General features: G+C 64.1%; 17 protein-coding genes. 13 read left to right on the top strand and 4 right to left on the bottom strand.

Translation table 11 applies throughout. The features are described 5' to 3' along the window. The first annotated feature begins 97 nt into the window (after positions 1-97). The 3 genes from ACYVGK_RS03565 to ACYVGK_RS03575 all read left to right on the top strand — a co-directional run bounded on the left by ACYVGK_RS03565 (position 98) and on the right by ACYVGK_RS03575 (position 4,655). Positions 98-676, top strand: a complete 579-nt coding sequence (locus ACYVGK_RS03565; protein ID WP_460731855.1) for a TMEM175 family protein — start codon at positions 98-100, stop codon at positions 674-676. Between the two features lie 492 nt (positions 677-1,168). Further along, on the top strand, positions 1,169-3,415 hold the full coding sequence (locus ACYVGK_RS03570; RefSeq protein WP_460731856.1) for an NEW3 domain-containing protein: 2,247 nt from the start codon (positions 1,169-1,171) through the stop codon (positions 3,413-3,415). 274 nt (positions 3,416-3,689) lie between these two features. Next, positions 3,690-4,655 carry a lipase family protein gene (locus tag ACYVGK_RS03575; protein WP_460731857.1) on the top strand — a complete coding sequence of 322 codons (966 nt, stop codon included), beginning with the start codon at positions 3,690-3,692 and terminating at the stop codon, positions 4,653-4,655. Positions 4,656-4,744: 89 nt separating this feature from the next. Here ACYVGK_RS03575 and ACYVGK_RS03580 read toward each other — a convergent pair whose 3' ends face one another. Next, complete coding sequence (locus tag ACYVGK_RS03580; protein WP_460731858.1) at positions 4,745-4,933, bottom strand: hypothetical protein; 189 nt, start codon at positions 4,931-4,933, stop codon at positions 4,745-4,747. 131 nt (positions 4,934-5,064) lie between these two features. Here ACYVGK_RS03580 and ACYVGK_RS03585 point away from each other — a divergent pair, with 131 nt between their 5' ends. The 7 genes from ACYVGK_RS03585 to ACYVGK_RS03615 all read left to right on the top strand — a co-directional run bounded on the left by ACYVGK_RS03585 (position 5,065) and on the right by ACYVGK_RS03615 (position 11,110). After that, positions 5,065-5,304 carry a DUF1653 domain-containing protein gene (locus ACYVGK_RS03585; protein WP_460731859.1) on the top strand — a complete coding sequence of 80 codons (240 nt, stop codon included), beginning with the start codon at positions 5,065-5,067 and terminating at the stop codon, positions 5,302-5,304. Positions 5,305-5,450: 146 nt separating this feature from the next. Next, positions 5,451-5,840, top strand: coding sequence for a VOC family protein (locus tag ACYVGK_RS03590; protein ID WP_460731860.1), 390 nt, complete (start codon positions 5,451-5,453; stop codon positions 5,838-5,840). Between the two features lie 50 nt (positions 5,841-5,890). Continuing rightward, on the top strand, positions 5,891-6,289 hold the full coding sequence (locus ACYVGK_RS03595) for a cupin domain-containing protein (protein WP_460731861.1): 399 nt from the start codon (positions 5,891-5,893) through the stop codon (positions 6,287-6,289). Between the two features lie 90 nt (positions 6,290-6,379). After that, a complete protein-coding gene (locus tag ACYVGK_RS03600; RefSeq protein ID WP_460731862.1) occupies positions 6,380-6,847 on the top strand; it encodes a group II truncated hemoglobin in 468 nt (155 codons plus the stop codon). A gap of 187 nt (positions 6,848-7,034) precedes the next feature. Then, a complete protein-coding gene (locus ACYVGK_RS03605) occupies positions 7,035-7,718 on the top strand; it encodes a hypothetical protein (RefSeq protein WP_460731864.1) in 684 nt (227 codons plus the stop codon). An 80-nt stretch (positions 7,719-7,798) separates the two neighbouring features. Continuing rightward, a complete protein-coding gene (locus tag ACYVGK_RS03610; RefSeq protein WP_460731865.1) occupies positions 7,799-8,440 on the top strand; it encodes a hypothetical protein in 642 nt (213 codons plus the stop codon). Between the two features lie 258 nt (positions 8,441-8,698). Beyond that, a complete protein-coding gene (locus ACYVGK_RS03615; protein ID WP_460731866.1) occupies positions 8,699-11,110 on the top strand; it encodes a PKD domain-containing protein in 2,412 nt (803 codons plus the stop codon). A 60-nt stretch (positions 11,111-11,170) separates the two neighbouring features. Here ACYVGK_RS03615 and ACYVGK_RS03620 read toward each other — a convergent pair whose 3' ends face one another. After that, the gene (locus ACYVGK_RS03620; RefSeq protein WP_460731867.1) at positions 11,171-11,620 is read right to left on the bottom strand and encodes an Lrp/AsnC family transcriptional regulator; all 450 of its coding nucleotides are present in this window, start codon (positions 11,618-11,620) and stop codon (positions 11,171-11,173) included. A 214-nt stretch (positions 11,621-11,834) separates the two neighbouring features. Between ACYVGK_RS03620 and ACYVGK_RS03625 the strand changes: the two genes are divergently transcribed. Beyond that, positions 11,835-12,851: a 2-oxoadipate dioxygenase/decarboxylase family protein gene (locus tag ACYVGK_RS03625; protein ID WP_460731868.1), complete on the top strand. Its 1,017-nt coding sequence runs from the start codon at positions 11,835-11,837 to the stop codon at positions 12,849-12,851. Continuing rightward, on the top strand, positions 12,851-14,269 hold the full coding sequence (locus tag ACYVGK_RS03630) for an FAD-binding oxidoreductase (RefSeq protein WP_460731869.1): 1,419 nt from the start codon (positions 12,851-12,853) through the stop codon (positions 14,267-14,269). Before ACYVGK_RS03625 ends, ACYVGK_RS03630 begins: the two co-directional genes overlap by 1 nt. Before the next feature lie 41 nt (positions 14,270-14,310). Here ACYVGK_RS03630 and ACYVGK_RS03635 read toward each other — a convergent pair whose 3' ends face one another. Then, on the bottom strand, positions 14,311-14,622 hold the full coding sequence (locus ACYVGK_RS03635) for a hypothetical protein (protein ID WP_460731870.1): 312 nt from the start codon (positions 14,620-14,622) through the stop codon (positions 14,311-14,313). Between the two features lie 171 nt (positions 14,623-14,793). Next, positions 14,794-15,912 (bottom strand): alanine dehydrogenase, encoded by a 1,119-nt coding sequence (gene ald / locus ACYVGK_RS03640; RefSeq protein WP_460731871.1) that lies wholly within the window; start codon positions 15,910-15,912, stop codon positions 14,794-14,796. A gap of 155 nt (positions 15,913-16,067) precedes the next feature. Here ald and ACYVGK_RS03645 point away from each other — a divergent pair, with 155 nt between their 5' ends. Beyond that, the gene (locus ACYVGK_RS03645; RefSeq protein WP_460731872.1) at positions 16,068-16,541 is read left to right on the top strand and encodes an Lrp/AsnC family transcriptional regulator; all 474 of its coding nucleotides are present in this window, start codon (positions 16,068-16,070) and stop codon (positions 16,539-16,541) included. Positions 16,542-16,581 lie beyond the last annotated feature (40 nt).

The following is a 16,581-nucleotide window of genomic DNA, read 5'->3' on the forward strand; positions in this document are numbered from 1 at the left end:
TGGCAAGCTGCATCTGGGGCGCGTCATCGGGGAATTCCGCGAGAGCCCGTGGGAGTGCTGATGCGAATCACTTATCCGGGACGCGAGGAGGGCGGGTATGGGCAAGAACAGGCTTGAAGCCTTCAGCGATGGCGTCATCGCCATCATCATCACCATCATGGTGCTGGAGATGAAGGTCCCGCATGGCGACACGTTGGCATCGCTGCGTCCGATCCTGCCCGTATTCCTGAGCTATGTGCTCAGCTTCGTCTACGTCGGCATCTACTGGAACAACCACCACCACATGCTGCATGCCTCGACCAAGGTGTCCGGCGCGGTGCTGTGGGCCAATCTGCATCTGCTGTTCTGGCTGTCGTTGTTTCCCTTCGCCACCGGCTGGATGGGCGAAAACCACTTCGCGGCTTGGCCGAGTGCGTTGTATGGCGTCGTGTTGCTGATGGCCGCCTGCGCGTACTGGATTCTGCAGCAGGCCATCATTGCGACAGAAGGATCCAATTCCCTGCTCAAGTCGGCGCTCGGCAATGACTGGAAGGGCCGGGTTTCGCCGCTGCTTTATCTGACTGGGATCGCATCGACGTTCTGGTTGCCGTGGATCGCACTGTCGATCTACGTGCTGGCTGCATTGCTGTGGCTGGTGCCGGATCGACGTATCGAGCGCGCGCTGCGTAATCGTTAGCAGCCTGTTCTTGTAGAGCGGAGCTTGCTCCGCTGCCTTGCCACGTCACGAAAAGCAGCGGAGCAAGCTCCGCTCTACAAATCGCTGGACGCTTCGCAGGCTGTCCCTGGAGCCCCTGCGCCCGTCGCGTATTCAGGCTGCCGCACCAAATGTGACCTAGCGCACAGGTTGGCACGCTTCATTCCATTGCTTCGGTGGCGATTTCGCCGCGATGGCGTCCGTGCGCCCGTTCAAGTCCCGAAATCCGCATTCCAGGCGCGGTTTGTGACCGCGTTCAAATGAGCTTTCCCTGTTCATTTTTCACATTCACAACTCCCAGCTGAACACTTCTAACCGGTGATCCGCTCTACGCGCGATCAGGCCCCGGTTCTCGAAGTTTTCGCACGCGAAGTGTGGCGACACGCACAAACGCGCAAAAACCCCGTCCCTACAGTCCGCCCCGGCCTTGAGGGAGGCGCCAACCAACCGTCAATCACACGGAGTTGTCCTCCCATGTACGTCGCGACCCTTCGCACCCGCAAGCTGTCCAAGGTCATCCTTTCGCTTCTTCTTCCGTCGATTGGCCTGGCCGCTTTCGGTGCCGCCAACGCCAGCACGTTCTACGTGCGCGCCGATGGTGGCGATGCGTCCCAGTGCAACGGTCGCGCCGATGCGGCGTATCCGGGCAGCGGCACCGCCCAGAACTGCGCCTGGAAGAATCCCAATATCGCGCTTCCCAATTCCGGCTCCGCCCGAATTGCCGGTGGCGACACCCTGCTGATCGGTTCCGGCTCCTACCAGATCGGTAGCGGCGGCTACATGCAGGCGATCCCGAGCGGCACCTCGTCGACTGCCAAGACCCGCATCCTCGGCAACGGCGCCACCGCGCCGAAGCTGATCGGCATCGGTGGCATCCACCGCGTGCTCAACCTCGACGGCAGCTCGAACGTCGAAATCGGCAACCTCGAAGTCACCGACGGCAGCGACTGCGTCTACAACCATTCGCAGGCCGCCGCGCTCTGCACCAGCACCATGCCGTGGGCACGCGTCGGTCTGTATGCGCGTTCCTCCAGCAATGTGTGGCTGCACGATCTCAACATCCATGGCATGGCCAAGAACGGCGTGAACGCCGGCGGCCTCACCAACTGGACGATCGAGCGCTTCAAGATCAACAAGAACGGCGCCGCGGGCTGGGACGGCAACATCGGTACCGTCGCGCCGAACGCGGGTCAGATGATCCTGCGCAACATCGAAGTCGCCTTTAACGGTTGCGGCGAGAAGGTTTCCACCGGTGAGCCGTGGGCGTGCTGGGCGCAGCAGACCGGCGGCTACGGCGACGGCTTCGGTACCACCGATACCGGCGGCCAGTGGCTGGTCGAAGACGCCTTCGTCCATCACAACACCTCCGACGGTCTCGACTTCCGCTACATGGATGGCGCCGACACCACCACCGTGACGATGCGTCGCGTGTACTCGGTCGCCAACGCCGGCAACCAGGTCAAGATCAAGGGCAACTCGCTGATCGAGAACTCGGTGCTGGTCGGCCAGTGCACCTACTTCCGCGGCAAGGACTACATGACCGAAGGCGATCTGTGCCGCGCCTACGGCAGCTCGCTGCTGCTGATTCTGACCGGCAACGACGTCGCGACCGTGCGTCACAACACCATCGCCGGCGAAGGTGATGCGCAGATCGCCTATGGCGAAGGCGCTTCGACCGACAAGGTGATCGTCCAGAACAACCTGGTGGTCGGTTTCCCGTACTACGCCAACACCGCGAGCAACACGCTGTTTGCAGGGGGCAGCGCGCCGGCGGTGAAGACGTTCTCGGGCAACATGGGTTGGAATGCGAAGAGCTGCCCGTCCGGCAGCACCTGCACGCAGAACCCGACGCTGAAGAACATGACGCTGGCTTCATTCGATGCCGAGCCGCTCGATGGCAGCCCGGTGATCGACAAGGCGCCGATGATCAGCGCCGTGACCACCGACTTCGTGATGGGCCAGCGTCCGGCGGGTGCCGCCAATGACGTGGGCGCCTATGAGAAGCAGGCTGCGGTCGTTCCGCCGCCGCCCCCGCCGCCGCCGGCTCCGGTGTGCACCACCGCTGCTCCGACCCTGACGATGACGGGTCCGACCGCCGCCGTCGCCGCCGGTACTTCGAACACCTACAGCCTGACCCTGAAGAACAACGACAGCAGCGCTTGCACCAACACCTCGTTCGCCCTGGCGCGTAGCGTTCCGAGCGGCTGGACCGGCACGCTGTCGGCCTCGGCTCTCGACCTGGCACCGGGTGCCAGCGCTACTGCCACCCTGGTGGTGGTCTCGTCGACCTCCGCGGCGGCTGGCAGCTATGGCCTCGGTGTTGGTTCCAGCAGTGCGGCGGGCAGCGTGCATACCCAGAGCGCTTCGGCCACCTATGCGGTTGCTGCGCCTGCGCCGGTTCCGCCGCCGGTGGTTGCGCCGATCACCGAAACGGTGAGCACGGACAAGGCCACCTATCGGACCGGTGAAGTCGTCTCGATCTCGGCACGCGTTCTCCAGAACAGTGCGGCGGTTGCGGGTGCGACGGTCAGCTTCAAGGTGACCAAGGTCAACGGCGGCAGCGTGGTCCTGAGCGGCACCACCGACAGCAGCGGCTATGCGCGGGTCTCGTACAAGACCGCCAGGGGCCAGGGCGGCGCCGGCAGCTACCAGCTGGTGGCCGACGCCACCAGCGGCAGCCAGACAGCCAAGGCTACGAGCACGTTCTCGGTCTCCAAGTAACCGGAACGCACGAGTAAGAGGGAGAGAGGGAGCGAAGGGCCCCGGACGAAATCCGGGGCCCTTTTTATGTGCTGCGACGGGTGATTGCCGAGCCGTGTGAGCGAAGGGACTGCACTGTCTTTGTCACAACGTCTGGCCTAACCTCGCTGCCGGGAAAGCTGCCGAGACCGCGCAGCTGGTTTCCCGCTGAAGGCCCGGTGCAGGCCACGACGATGTGCCTGGATGGAAGGCGGCAGCACCCGGCTGCGCTCACTCAATCACAAGGAAGGACTCCGTGAACAAGCCCTCTGCTGTTTCCGCACAGCCCACACTCGATCCCACGCTCACGCTCGCCCTCGCGGTGGCATCCGAAGCGGCGTACGACTACTACAGCGGCGATCCGATCACGCCGCCCGAGAACTACACACAGGTCGACGGTTGGACCGGTTGGGATGAATTCCTCGAAACCGGATCTCAAGAGAAGTACGGCCTGGTGTTCCAATCGCAGGTCGACGCGGGCACGTTCATCTTCGCATTCCGCGGCACCGATTCGGACCTGGATGCCTGGGAAGACGTGCACTTCCTCACCACCGACTTCGTACCGAACAAGGGCAGCATCAACCCGACACCGCGTGTGTCCTCGGGTTTCTACGGCATCTACAACGACGTGGGCGATGGCATGACCCAGTCGATGCAACAGCAGCTGTTCGCGCTGATCGCCAAGTACCAGCCGACCCAGATCTACGTCACCGGCCATAGCCTGGGCGCAGCGCTGAGCCAGCTGTTCTCGCTGGATCTGGCGATCAGCCAGCCGATCGCTTCGATCAACATCAATTTCGCCAGCCCGATGGTGGGCACCGATAGCTGGCAGACGGCCTATGCGAATGCGATTTCCGCCAGCAACAGCGTCCGCGTCTACAACTACTGGGACTACGTGCCGTCGCTGCCGCCGGACAAGTTCGGCTACCGCACCGTCGGCAATGGCTTTCTCACGTCGTTCTATGTGAAGGGCGAGTGGTTCCCGCATGAGCTGTCGCGACATTCCATCGTCAATCTGACCACGGTGCTGAGTCATGCCTTGCCGCTGACGCCGCAGCAGTGGACCGGAACGTTCGTGGACTATGTCGAGCCGACGTGGACGATGCTGAGCACGGTGCCACCGGCAACGGCCCCGGTGCGGTGGGTGGAGAAGGCGCGCGAACACATGGAGTTCGAGCGCTCGCTGCGCCAGGCCGCGGTGCAGGAACTGCAGCCGGCGTAAGGACCGGGTGCGACCCGGTTCAATGGATCAGGCCCGCACAGGGCCTGGTCCGCAGATGGAACCGGATCCGATTGATTCCGCGGGATCCGTCATCCGCCGCTGGAAAATTTGCAAAGCTTGGCGGCAATGCATCGATGCTGGTTGTCGCAGACCGACTTGGCCGACGAGGACATGGCACCCTCGGGCACGAGACTCCAGGTGCGGCGGATATAGACCGTTTTTCCGGCGATGGGGCAGACGTATGGGGTCACGGAGCTGTCGATACGTGTTTCCTGCATGTGGCTTTCCCTGCTTTGTATTCAATCTTGCGAGCGGCGTGCGCCTGGTGCGTCTTCGCCGCGATGTCATTGCTGCTAGGTCGATGCTGCTAGGTCGTTGCTGTTAGGTCGTTGCTGTTAGCATCCGCCGCATGTCCGAACTTCCTGAACTCCCGTCGCTGCCTCCGGGCCGCTATCGCCACTACAAGGGCAACGACTACGAGGTGATCGCCGTCGTCCGGCACAGCGAGACCATGGAAGTACTGGTTCTCTACAAGGCGTTGTACGGAGAGGGCGGACTCTGGGTCCGTCCCTACGCGATGTTCACCGAAGACGTTCTTGTCGATGGTCGCCCGATGCGTCGCTTTGCACCTTTGGTAGATGCGTCCTGAGCTCATCGGGTTGCAGTGATGTTCGACGATCCGGGTCGTCGCGCAACGTGTCTTAAGTACCGTGACTGATGGCAGGCCGTCACGGTTAAATCGACATGACGCTGGCGTACCGTCAAATGCAAGGCGGCACTTGGGACAACTTTCGAATGGACCTCACCATGCTCGGCCCTATCAGTCATATCGCTCTGGTAGTGCGCGACCCGACGCGTACTGCGGAATTCCTGCAGCAACTCTTCGGGGCGAAGGTCGTGCGCCGTTCCGATGCCGACGGACACGATGAAACTTATGTGCGCCTGGGGACAACGTGGTTCGTCCTGCCCATGGCCGATGTCGGCCGGCCACTGCTGGGCGATCACGTGGCCTTCCAGGTCTCGTCGGAGCAGTTGGGCGCATACGCCGGCAGGCTCGAGCAGATGGGGCATGCGTTCCAGATGGCCAGGTCGGATACGGCGCTGTATTTCACCGACTTCGACAATCACGTGTTCGAGCTGGATTCCACTAGCCTCGAATTGGATGCTGTGGCCGAAATCCGATAGTTAGCCGTCAACCAACGATACGGGAGGCATCAGTGGAACCATCTGGTCGAGTGGCATTGTTCCTGGCACCCGGTGAGGGGCGGGCTTACCCAATGGGTCGAATCTCGGCACTTTTTAAGGCGGACGGTTTTGAAACCGCAGACCGCTATTCCATTTCAGAGTGGTGGCTTGAGCCCAATACGCAGGGCCCCGGAGCTCACTCACATCCAGAGGATGACGTCTTCTATGTCATCGAAGGCACCATGAGCTTTCTCGTCGATGGCCGCTGGGTGGATGCGCCGAAAGGTTCATTCGTACTGGCCCCTGCGGGCGTAACCCACGACTTTGAGAACCGTAGCTCTACGCGCGCGGGGGTCCTCAATTTCTCTGCACCCGGCAACTTTGAGCAGCACATGCCCAGCATCGCTGAGTGGTACACCAACAACCCACCTGGGCATGCCGGCGGCTGACAATTCATTCAAGCCGAAGCCGCTTCACGGCCCTGCTTAGGCGCTTGAAATCAACACCAGATTTCTTGTTTCAGGACATGGGAGCACGTCATGACGGAAGCAGTTCCAACCCTCTACGACTGGCTGGGTGGTATCGATGCGTTGCGTCGTCTGACCACTCGGTTCTATCAGCACGTGCAGGCCGATGCCTCGCTGGGCGACGTATTCCGGCACATGAGCGCGGATCATCCGGAACACGTGGCTGCGTTTCTGGCGGAAGTCCTCGGTGGTCCCGAGGATTATTCCAGGCAGCATGGCGGCCATGCCGAGATGATCAGGCACCACCTAGACCGCCATCTCACCCAGGAGCTGAGGCGTCGCTGGGTGAGCCTGCTGCTGGAGACGGCCGATGAACTGGGCATGCCGGACGATCCGGAATTCCGTTCCGCGCTGGTCGGGTATCTGGAATGGGGTTCGCGTCTGGCGGTGATCAATTCACAGCCGGGCGCGGCAGTGGAAGCGGAGGCGCCGATGCCCAAGTGGGGATGGGGCGAGGTGAAAGGTCCGTACACCGGTTGAAATGCGCGGTCGCAGACGAGTGACGACCATGAGTGGCTTCGGCTCGAGGTCGAGGGCTTCTTCATCGAAGTGCCGGCGGGCGCGTGTTCGTTCGTCGTTGGGGGCGGCGCAAAGCCCATAACGGTTCGGGCAGCAGGGCGTAGCCGCTCGGCCTACACTTGCGCCTGGTCTTCCCTGGAACGGCGAAATGATGCGTGGGTTGGTGCTGTGGCTGCTTTTCTTCGCGACCATGCCGCTGGCGATGGCGGGCGACCTGCTGCCAGGGCGCGCGCCATCGTCGGATCCGCCGGGATCGCACGGCATGCTCGTGGTCGGCACCGATGTGGTGTATCTGTCGCATCTGCCGATGTTCCATGTGCCGCACAACTACCAGCTGATCTTCGAAGCCACGCTGGATGCGAAAGTGCTCGCTGATTACCGCCGCGACAGTGCGGCGCACGCGGATACCTACTACACCCTCGTGCCGACGGGACGTTGGGTGTTACCGAACACCATCGTCGAGGGTGCGAGCTTCCGCGCCGACCTGTATCGAGGCCACTTCGAGCGCGGCGGTACGCCGATCCGGCAGGGCATCGCAGTGAAGGTGCGGCGCATCGTCCATTTCCGCCGCTTCGATCCCGGACATGCGCCGGATCCGACGCAGTGGATTGCTTTCGGTCGCGGCCGCGAGCATTTCCTCGCGCATCGCATCGAAGCTGCTCCGGACATGGATCAGGTCGTGCAGCTCGCGTCGCCACCGGTGGAAGGGCAGGCCGTGCGCCTGTCGTTGCAGGGTGAATCGAAGGCGGGCGAATTGAAGGTTGGCGACGCCGTGCCATCGGGTGCCGTGCAACGCGTGATCTACACCGAGTATGGCGACCTGGCGCAGTAGAGGCCGCGCCTGCATTTCATGTCCTGTTGATTCGCCGTTTGGCTATCCATCCGGGATTTGCCCGCACGCAAGGAGCTGTCATGCGCAAATTGATGTTGATCGCGTCAATCGCCGTACTGTCCGCTTGTCGGCCCGCCGCAACTCCGAACAAGGTCGCCGAACCCAAGCCCGCGGAGACACCCGCATCTGCCGCGACGCCTGCATTAACACCGGCGGATGCCGCTCCCTCGGTGCAGACAGACTTCGCGGGCAAGGTGTGGCGTGTGCAATCGTCTTCGGCAGGCGAACCGGGCAGCACGTACGCGTTCCTTGCCAACGGGGAATTGGTGATCGACTCGCCCCATGGCACCCCGATGCATGGGCAATGGCGTTACGAAGACGGCAAGCTGACGATGGTCGAGGAAGGCATCGCTTATCCCACCGACGTCGTCAAACTGGATGCGGGCACGTTTCAAATCCGCAGCCACAATCCGGGTGGCGCGGTGGATATCACGCTGGTCCCCGCGACCGGGGTTCCGTTGCCGGCAGCGTCCGATGCCGGAAAGACCGAGCCCGCGATGCCGGGTTCCGATCGCGACGCGCATGGCTGCATTCCATCCGCGGGCTATTCGTGGTGTGCGCGCACCAACCAGTGCGAACGTCCGTGGGAACTCGCCAAGGCGAAGGGCTTCGAAAACACGCCGCAGGGGTTCGAGCAGTTCTGTTCGGCACCGTCGAAGTAGCCGCGCTACCGAGTCACAAGCAAGCAGGGCCGATCTTCGCGGATCGGCCCTTTGCTTTTTTTGGCGGAGGGCGGGGGTGGTGGGAGCCCTTCGGCGTCATTGGACATGACCGGGTCCACGGTTCCGGCACGACGTCACCGGATCTTCACGCGGTTGTCATCGCTGCCTGCCAACCATGCGCCCGGTCTGCCCCCGCCCAGCGGGGGCAGCGCCTGTCTGGGGGGCAGGTTTCGCCATCACTTTCATCGGGGATCCATCATGAAGACCAGCCAAGGTTGGCTGCTGCAAGGATTGCTGTTGTGCGCACTCGGATTCGCGCCGGCCGCCCAGGCCAAGCAGCGCATCCTGCAGTTGACCGAAGACAATGCGCAGACGCGCACGCTCTCGACACAAGGTTTGCTTGCCGCTGCCGCGCCCACGCGCGTGTGCGAACCGAACGCGAAGTGGATCCGCCTCAACTTCGCCGACCTGCAACTGCACAGCTACGACTCGCTGGTGCTGCGCAGCTCCGGCGGCGATCGTTATGTGTTCTCCGGCGAGCAGTGGAATGACCGCCGCTTCTCCGCGCGTGCCCTGCGCGGTTCCTGCGTCGACATCCAGCCGTACTTCGGCAGCGCCGACAGTTCCTACAAGGTCGACAGCTACAGCTTCGGCACCCAGGCGCTGGCACTAACCTCGGTCGTGGTCGCCGGCGCCGGCGACATCTGCGACAGCAGTGGGACCAAGTGTCAGGGCACCTCCGACCTGATCGTGAGCATCAACCCGACCGCGGTGTTCACCGCCGGCGACAACGCCTACACCAACGGCACGCTCAGCGAATACAACAGCAACTACAACCCGACGTGGGGCCGCTTCAAGGCGCTGACCAGCCCGGCGCCGGGTAACCACGACTACAACACCACCAACGCCACCGGTTACTTCGACTACTTCAACGGCGTGGGCAACCAGACCGGCCCGGCCGGCGATCGCAGCAAGGGCTATTACAGCTACGACGTCGGCGACTGGCACCTGATCGCGCTCAACACCATGTCCGGCGGCACCGTCGCCACCACCCAGATCGACTGGCTCAAGGCGGATCTCGCCGCGACCGCCAAGCCGTGCGTGGCCGCGTACTTCCACCATCCGCTGATCAGCGTGGGCAACTACACCGGCTACAGCCAGGTGAAGCCGTTGTACGACGCGCTGTATGCGGCGCATGCCGATCTGGTCCTGGTCGGTCACGACCACAACTACCAACGCTACGCCAAGATGGACGGCAGCAAGGTGGCCAAGTCCGACGGCCTGCGCCAGATCCTGGTCGGCACCGGCGGCCGCGCGTTCTACGGCATCACCGGCAGCAGCGGCCTGCTTGAAGCCAGCAACGCCAACACCCACGGTGTGTTGAAGCTGACCCTGACCGCGACCGGCTACACCGGCGACTTCGTGCCGTCGGACAACAGCTACACCGACACCTTCACCGGCACTTGCAACGCCAAGGGCACGCCGACGAATGTGCCGCCGGTGGCGAACTTCAGCTTCGTTACCAGCGGCCTGACCGCGACGTTCACCGACAGCTCGACCGACAGCGATGGCACGATCGCCTCGCGCAGCTGGAACTTCGGTGATGGCGTGACTTCGCCGAGCACCAATCCCTCGCATACGTATGCCGCTGCGGGTACGTACACCGTCACACTGGCCGTCACCGACAACGCCGGCGCGACCAACACGACGACCAAGACGGTAACCGTGAGCGGCCCGGTCAATGCACCGCCGGTAGCCAACTACAGCTTCACCACCAGCGGGCTGACTGCGACATTCACCGACAGCTCCACCGACAGCGACGGCACCATCGTTTCGCGCAGCTGGGACTTCGGCGACAGCAGCACGTCGACCGCCACGAACCCGTCGCACGCGTACGCAGCCGCCGGCAGTTACAACGTGACCCTGACGGTGACCGATAACGGTGGTGCGACCCACAGTGTCACCAAGTCGGTGGCCGTGTCCGACACCAGCGACACCGTGCTGCAGAAGGGCGTGGCCAAGACCAATCTCGCGGCGGCCACGGGTGCGTCGCTGAACTACACGATGGTCGTGCCGGCCGGGGCCACCAATCTGACCTTCACCATGTCGGGCGGTACCGGTGACGCCGACATGTACGTGAAGTTCGGTAGTGCACCGACCGACAGCGTGTACGACTGCCGTCCGTACAAGACCGGCAATGCCGAAACCTGCACGTTCGCTGCGCCGTCGGCGGGCACTTACTACGTCCGCCTGAAGGCCTACGCCGGCTTCAGCGGTGTCAGCCTTGTCGGCAATTACACCGATCCGTGCACCGGTAGTTGCCCTCAGACGTACAGCAATGCGACCGACTACAACATCCCGGACAACAACGCGACGGGCATCAGCAGCCCGATCACGGTGTCGGGCCGCACCGGTAATGCGCCGAGCAACGCGACCATCTCGGTGAATATCGTGCACACCTACGTCGGCGACCTGAAGCTGGACCTGATCGCGCCGGATGGCACGGTCTACAACCTGCGCAGCAACACCGGCGGCAGTGCCGACAACATCGTCGAGACCTACACCAGGGATCTGTCGACGGAAGCGCTCAACGGCGACTGGAAGCTGCGCGTAACCGACAATGCCTCGCAGGACACCGGCTATATCAACAGCTGGAGCGTGACGTTCTGATTCCGCTGCAATCGCAAGCCCCGGCCACGCGCCGGGGTTTGTTTTCATGTGCAGGCATGATCAGGCGCTGCGATCCACCCGCATCGCCAGCACCACCGAACTGGTGGTCTTGATCACGCCCTCGATGTCGCCGATCTCGTCCAGCAGCGCATCCAGGCGCGTGGTCGATTCGGCGTGCAGCACCGCCATGTAGTCGAATTCGCCGCTCACCGAGGCCAGCTGGCGTACTTCGGGGAAGCCGCCGAGCTTCTTGGTGACTTCGCGCCCGGCGCGCGGCTGCACCGTGATGCCGACGAAGGCCTGTACGCCGCGATCCTGCTGCGCCTCGCCTCCGAGCTTGGTTGTGTAGCCGACGATCACGCCGGTCGCCTCCAGCTTGGCCAGTTTGGCCACCACCGTGGTGCGGGCGATGCCGAGCTTGCGGGCCAGGTCGGCATTGCTGATGCGGGCGTTGGCCTGCAGCAGGGTGATCAGCTGGCGATCGATCTTGTCCCGGGCAGCTGCGCTCATGACCGAACCCTGCTCTTTGACGATATGGAGCAAGTATCGGTCATATCGTCGAAACATTCATTTATTTCGACGATGTCGCGCTTTTTTTCGACGGGCCCGATCCCTAGAGTGGGCCGCCCGCACGCCGACCGCCTTCCCGACTGTCGCTGCATCGCCCTCGTGAGCATTCGCCCGGGGCGCGGGTCCTGGCTTTGGTCTTAAGAGAGTGACAACGATGCTGGATACCGGTCTCTTCCGCCTGCTGAGCAGCGTGCTCGGCGAGGCTGGCGCGCTCAACGCCTTCGAACAACTGCATGTCGCCCCGACCCTGGTCGAGCCGGTCGGTCCGTTTGTCACCCGGGCGGAGATGGCGCAGGCGCTGAATATGGCGCTGTTCGTCGGTGTGATGCAGCGCGTGCCGGAAGGCGCGGCGTATGTCGCCGATTGCCGCCGCACCGGCAACAGCGTGGTGTTCGATCACGGCGCGTTGCGCACTGTGGCCTGGCCGAGCGGCGCGCTGCCGCCGGGCGAAGCCGCGATCACCCGCGTGCTGCGTCCGCTGGGCTTCGTGCACGCGGAGACCTATCCGCTGCCGAAGCTCAACATGACCGGTCGCAGCTGGCGTCACCAGGATTTCCCCGAAGACATTGCGCAGTTCTTTGTCTCCGAGCTGCATCCGGAGCAGTTCTCCGGTGAATTCCAGGCCGCGGTGAGCCGCGTGGTCGGCGCCTCGCGCGATCCGCTGTCGGCGGCCGACACGGCCGCGCTGGAGCGCCTGTCGCGCGACGGCCGTCTGCCGCTCGCCGAAGCGCTGGCCCTGCTGCCGCACCTGCTGAGCTGCTTCGAGCGCCAGCATCCGCTGTTCTCGCTCGACGACTACGAGCTGCTCAAGCGCGAATCCGCCGAAATGGCGTGGATCGCCACTGAAGGCAATGCGTTCAACCACGCGACCGATCGCGTCACCGATATCGAGACGCTGGCCGAGCGGCAGCGCACGCTCGGTCGCACGATCAAGGACCGCATCGAAGTGTCGCGTTCCGGTCGCGTGCGCCAGACCGCGTTCCGCGCCGCGCAGGTGCAGCGCCAGTTCCTGCACGAAGGCCACGTCATCACCCAGACCGTGCCGGGTTCGTTCCACGAGTTCATCCAGCGCGAGAACGATGGTGCGAGCCTCGATCTGCGTTTCGATGCCGGCAATGCGACCGGCATCTTCAAGATGACCGAAATGGCTGAAGCCGCCGAGGCCTGCTGATGTCGGCAGCCTTCCTCGATGCCGCGCGCACGATCTGCGGCGGTGCCGAGTACGCGGTCGATGGCGCGGCCATCGAGCCGCGTTATCTGGAGCCGGCGCGTTATGCGTCGGGCCGCGCTGCCGCCCTGGTGCGGCCGGGCACCACCGAGCAGATCGCCGCGCTAGTGAAGCTGGCCGCGACGCGTGGACTCACCATCGTGCCGCAGGGCGCGCACACCGGCCTGGTGCGCGGCGCCACGCCGACCGACGCGGAGCGTCATGTGCTGCTGGCGACCGATCGCCTGCGCGGTCGTTTCGAATTCGATCCGCTGGATCGCACACTCGTGGTCTCGGCCGGCTACAAGCTGTCGGAAATCAACGCGCGTCTGGAAGAACACGGCCTGTTCTTCCCGATCGATCTCAGCGCCGATCCGAGCGTCGGCGGCATGCTGGCGCACAACACCGGCGGCACCCGCATGCTGCGTTACGGCGATGTGCGCGCCAACACGCTGGCGCTGACCGCAGTGCTCGCCGATGGCGAAGTGGTTCACGCCGGTCGCGGCCTGCAGAAGGACAATGCGGGGCTCGCGCTGCAGCACCTCTTTATCGGCAGCTCCGGGTCGCTCGGCGTGATCACCGAGGCCACGCTGAAGCTGCATCCACTGCCGCGCCAGCGCGCTGCGACGCTGGTCGCGCCCAGCAGTCTCGACGATGTATTCCCGCTCTACCAGCGCGTGATGCAGAGCGAATTGGCGGGCCTGGTCAGCGCCTTCGAAGGCATTTCCAGGCCGGCGCTGGAAGCCGCGCAACAGCACCGCAGCCGTCACGGCAACGTGCGTCCGCTGTTCGACGGCAACGCGCCCGAGTACGCGCTGCTGATCGAACTATCGAGCGAACTCTCGCAGGCGCGCCTGGATCTGGAAGCGCTGTTGCAGCAGTTGTTGGAGCAGGAATTCGAAACCGGTCGCGTCGCCGACGCGGTGATCGGCGCCGACCACGACGTGTGGGAAGCGCGCCACAGCATCAGCGAAGGCCTGCGCGAACACGGCAAGGTGATCGGCTTCGATCTCTCACTGCCGCGCAAGCACTTCATGCGTTTCCGTGCCGAAGGCGCGGCGTGGTTGGCGGCTCACTTCCCGCAGGCACAAGTGGCCGACTTCGGTCATCTCGGCGATGGCGGACTGCACTTCAATCTGGTCTGGCCGCACGACGCACCTGTGCTGGACGCGGCCGCGATGGAATGCCTGCGCGCCGGCGTCAATGAAATCGCGGTGCGCATGGGCGGTAGTTTCAGCGCCGAACACGGCGTGGGGCCGCAGATCCAGCAGGCCTACTGGCAGTTGAGCGATCCCGCGAGTCTGCAGTTGTCCGGACGCATCGAGCGCGTGATGAATCCGGATGGCGTGCTGGGCCTGACGCGATTCGGACCGGCCGAATAGGGTCGAGGGCGCCGGGTCGGATCGATCCGGGCGCCTGCCAGTCATCCGGAATTTCGGGTGCGCCGTCGCGCACGCGCTAGGCGCTCGATGTCGTCGACACTGAATTCCATGGTGATGCGGCTGCCCGGCATCACGCCCCAGCGGATGCCGATGCGCGCGAGGCGCGCTTCCACTTCCGGCCGCTGTTCCGCGGGCACCAGGGCCAGGATCGCGTCATAACGCTCGGCCCATGCGCTCGCCAATGCGAACACGCTGCCGTGGCGCAGGTAGAGGTGCGGCATTTCCTCTTCGAGTTCCTGCAGCCGCGCGTCCACAACGCAGCCTGCGTCATCCTTCACGTCGGTGGGATGCATGGTGTCCCCTTGCGTTCGGCGATCCGTGCACTTTGGGAGTCCATGGTGTCGCGCGCAGCATACGCGCTCTGTATGAGAGCGCAAAAAGGGCGGCGATGAGCTTCGTTGCAGGCAAAAGAAAAGGGACGGAGCAAGCTCCGTCCCTTTTCGCGATGACACTGCGGCTGCGACTTACAGGCCGATGGCCGTTTCCGCCGTCACGTAAGGCAGGTTGTGCGCCTGGGCGACCGGTTCGCAGGTGACCTGGCCTTCGCACACATTCAGACCGTTGCGCAGGTGCACGTCCTGCGCCAGCGCCTTCTTCCAGCCGTTGTTGGCCAGCGACAGCGTGAAGGGCAGGGTCACGCTGTTGAGCGCGAAGGTCGAGGTGCGCGCGACGGCGCCCGGCATGTTCGCCACGCAGTAGTGCACGACGCCGTCGACGACGTAAGTCGGATCGGCATGAGTGGTGGCGTGCGAGGTTTCCACGCAGCCGCCCTGATCGATGGCGACGTCGACGATGACCGAGCCCGGCTTCATCGTCTTGACCATTTCCTTCGTCACCAGCTTCGGCGCAGCGGCGCCCGGCACCAGCACGGTGCCGATCAGCAGGTCGGCGCGGCGCACCAGTTCCTCGATGGCAGCGCGGGTGGAGAACACGGTGGAGATCGAGGTGCCGAACTGCGCGGCGAGGCGCTTGAGCGCATCGGCCGAGCGATCGACCACGGTGACCTTGGCGCCCATGCCCACGGCGATCGTCGCCGCGTGGGTGCCGGACACGCCGCCGCCGAGGATCACGACTTCAGCCGCCGGCACACCCGGCACGCCACCGAGCAGCACACCGCGGCCGCCCTGGGCCTTCTCGAGCGAATGCGCACCGACCTGCGGGGCGAGACGGCCGGCGACTTCCGACATCGGGGTCAGCAGCGGCAGCGAGCCGTTCGGGGCAGTGACGGTTTCGTACGCGATGCAGACGGCGCCCGAATCGATCAGGTCCTTGGTCTGCGGGGCATCGGGGGCCAGGTGCAGATAGGTGAAGAGGATCTGGCCCTTGCGCAGCTTCTTGCGCTCTTCGGCCAACGGCTCTTTGACCTTCACGATCATGTCGGCGCTGGCGAAGATTTCGTCGGCAGTCGCGATGATCTTGGCGCCGGCGGCGATGTAGTCGGCATCCGACAGGCCCGCGCCGAGGCCGGCACCCTGCTGCACCAGCACTTCATGGCCGTTGTGCACGAGTTCGTGCACGGACGACGGAATGAGGCCGACGCGGTACTCGTGGTTCTTGATTTCCTTCGGTACGCCGATACGCATGACTAGGTTCTCCCCGGTGGTGTTGGCACCGGTCGCCCGGCGTCTTCAGGTGGGGCAGTATGGGCGAAGGATTGCGCACTTTGGCGCGAATTTTGTTGATATCACCGCCTCAATGTCGCATCTTTGGTGACTGAATTCGCGTTCGGTGGAATAAAATGTCACAGATCGATCCCGGCCTGGACGAGCGCGACCGCGCCATCCTCCGCCTGCTGCAGGAAGACGGCCGCCTGACCAATCTCGAGCTGGCACAGCGGATCAACCTGTCGCCCTCCGCCTGCCTGCGTCGGGTGAAGCTGCTGGAGGAGTCGGGCCTGATCTCGCGCTACGTGATGCTGCTCGACGAGAAGGCGGCCGGCCTGCCGGGCACGGCCTTCGTGCTGGTAACGCTGGACCAGCAGGGACGCGCGGCATTGGACACGTTCGAAGCGGCGATCCAGGACCATCCCGAAGTCACCGAGTGCTGCCTGCTCGCCGGTGTCGCCGATTACATGGTGCGCGTGGCGTACGCCGATTCGGCCGACTTCGAACGCATCCACACCGAGATCCTCACGCAGCTGCCCGGCGTGGTCCGCGTGCAATCGACGCTGGCGTTGCGCACGGTGAAGAAGACGACAGCCTTGCCCGTGTGACCAGTGCGCGGGTCACGCAGTATGCGAATGACGCGCTGCG

Source organism: Lysobacter tyrosinilyticus, from assembly GCF_054779815.1.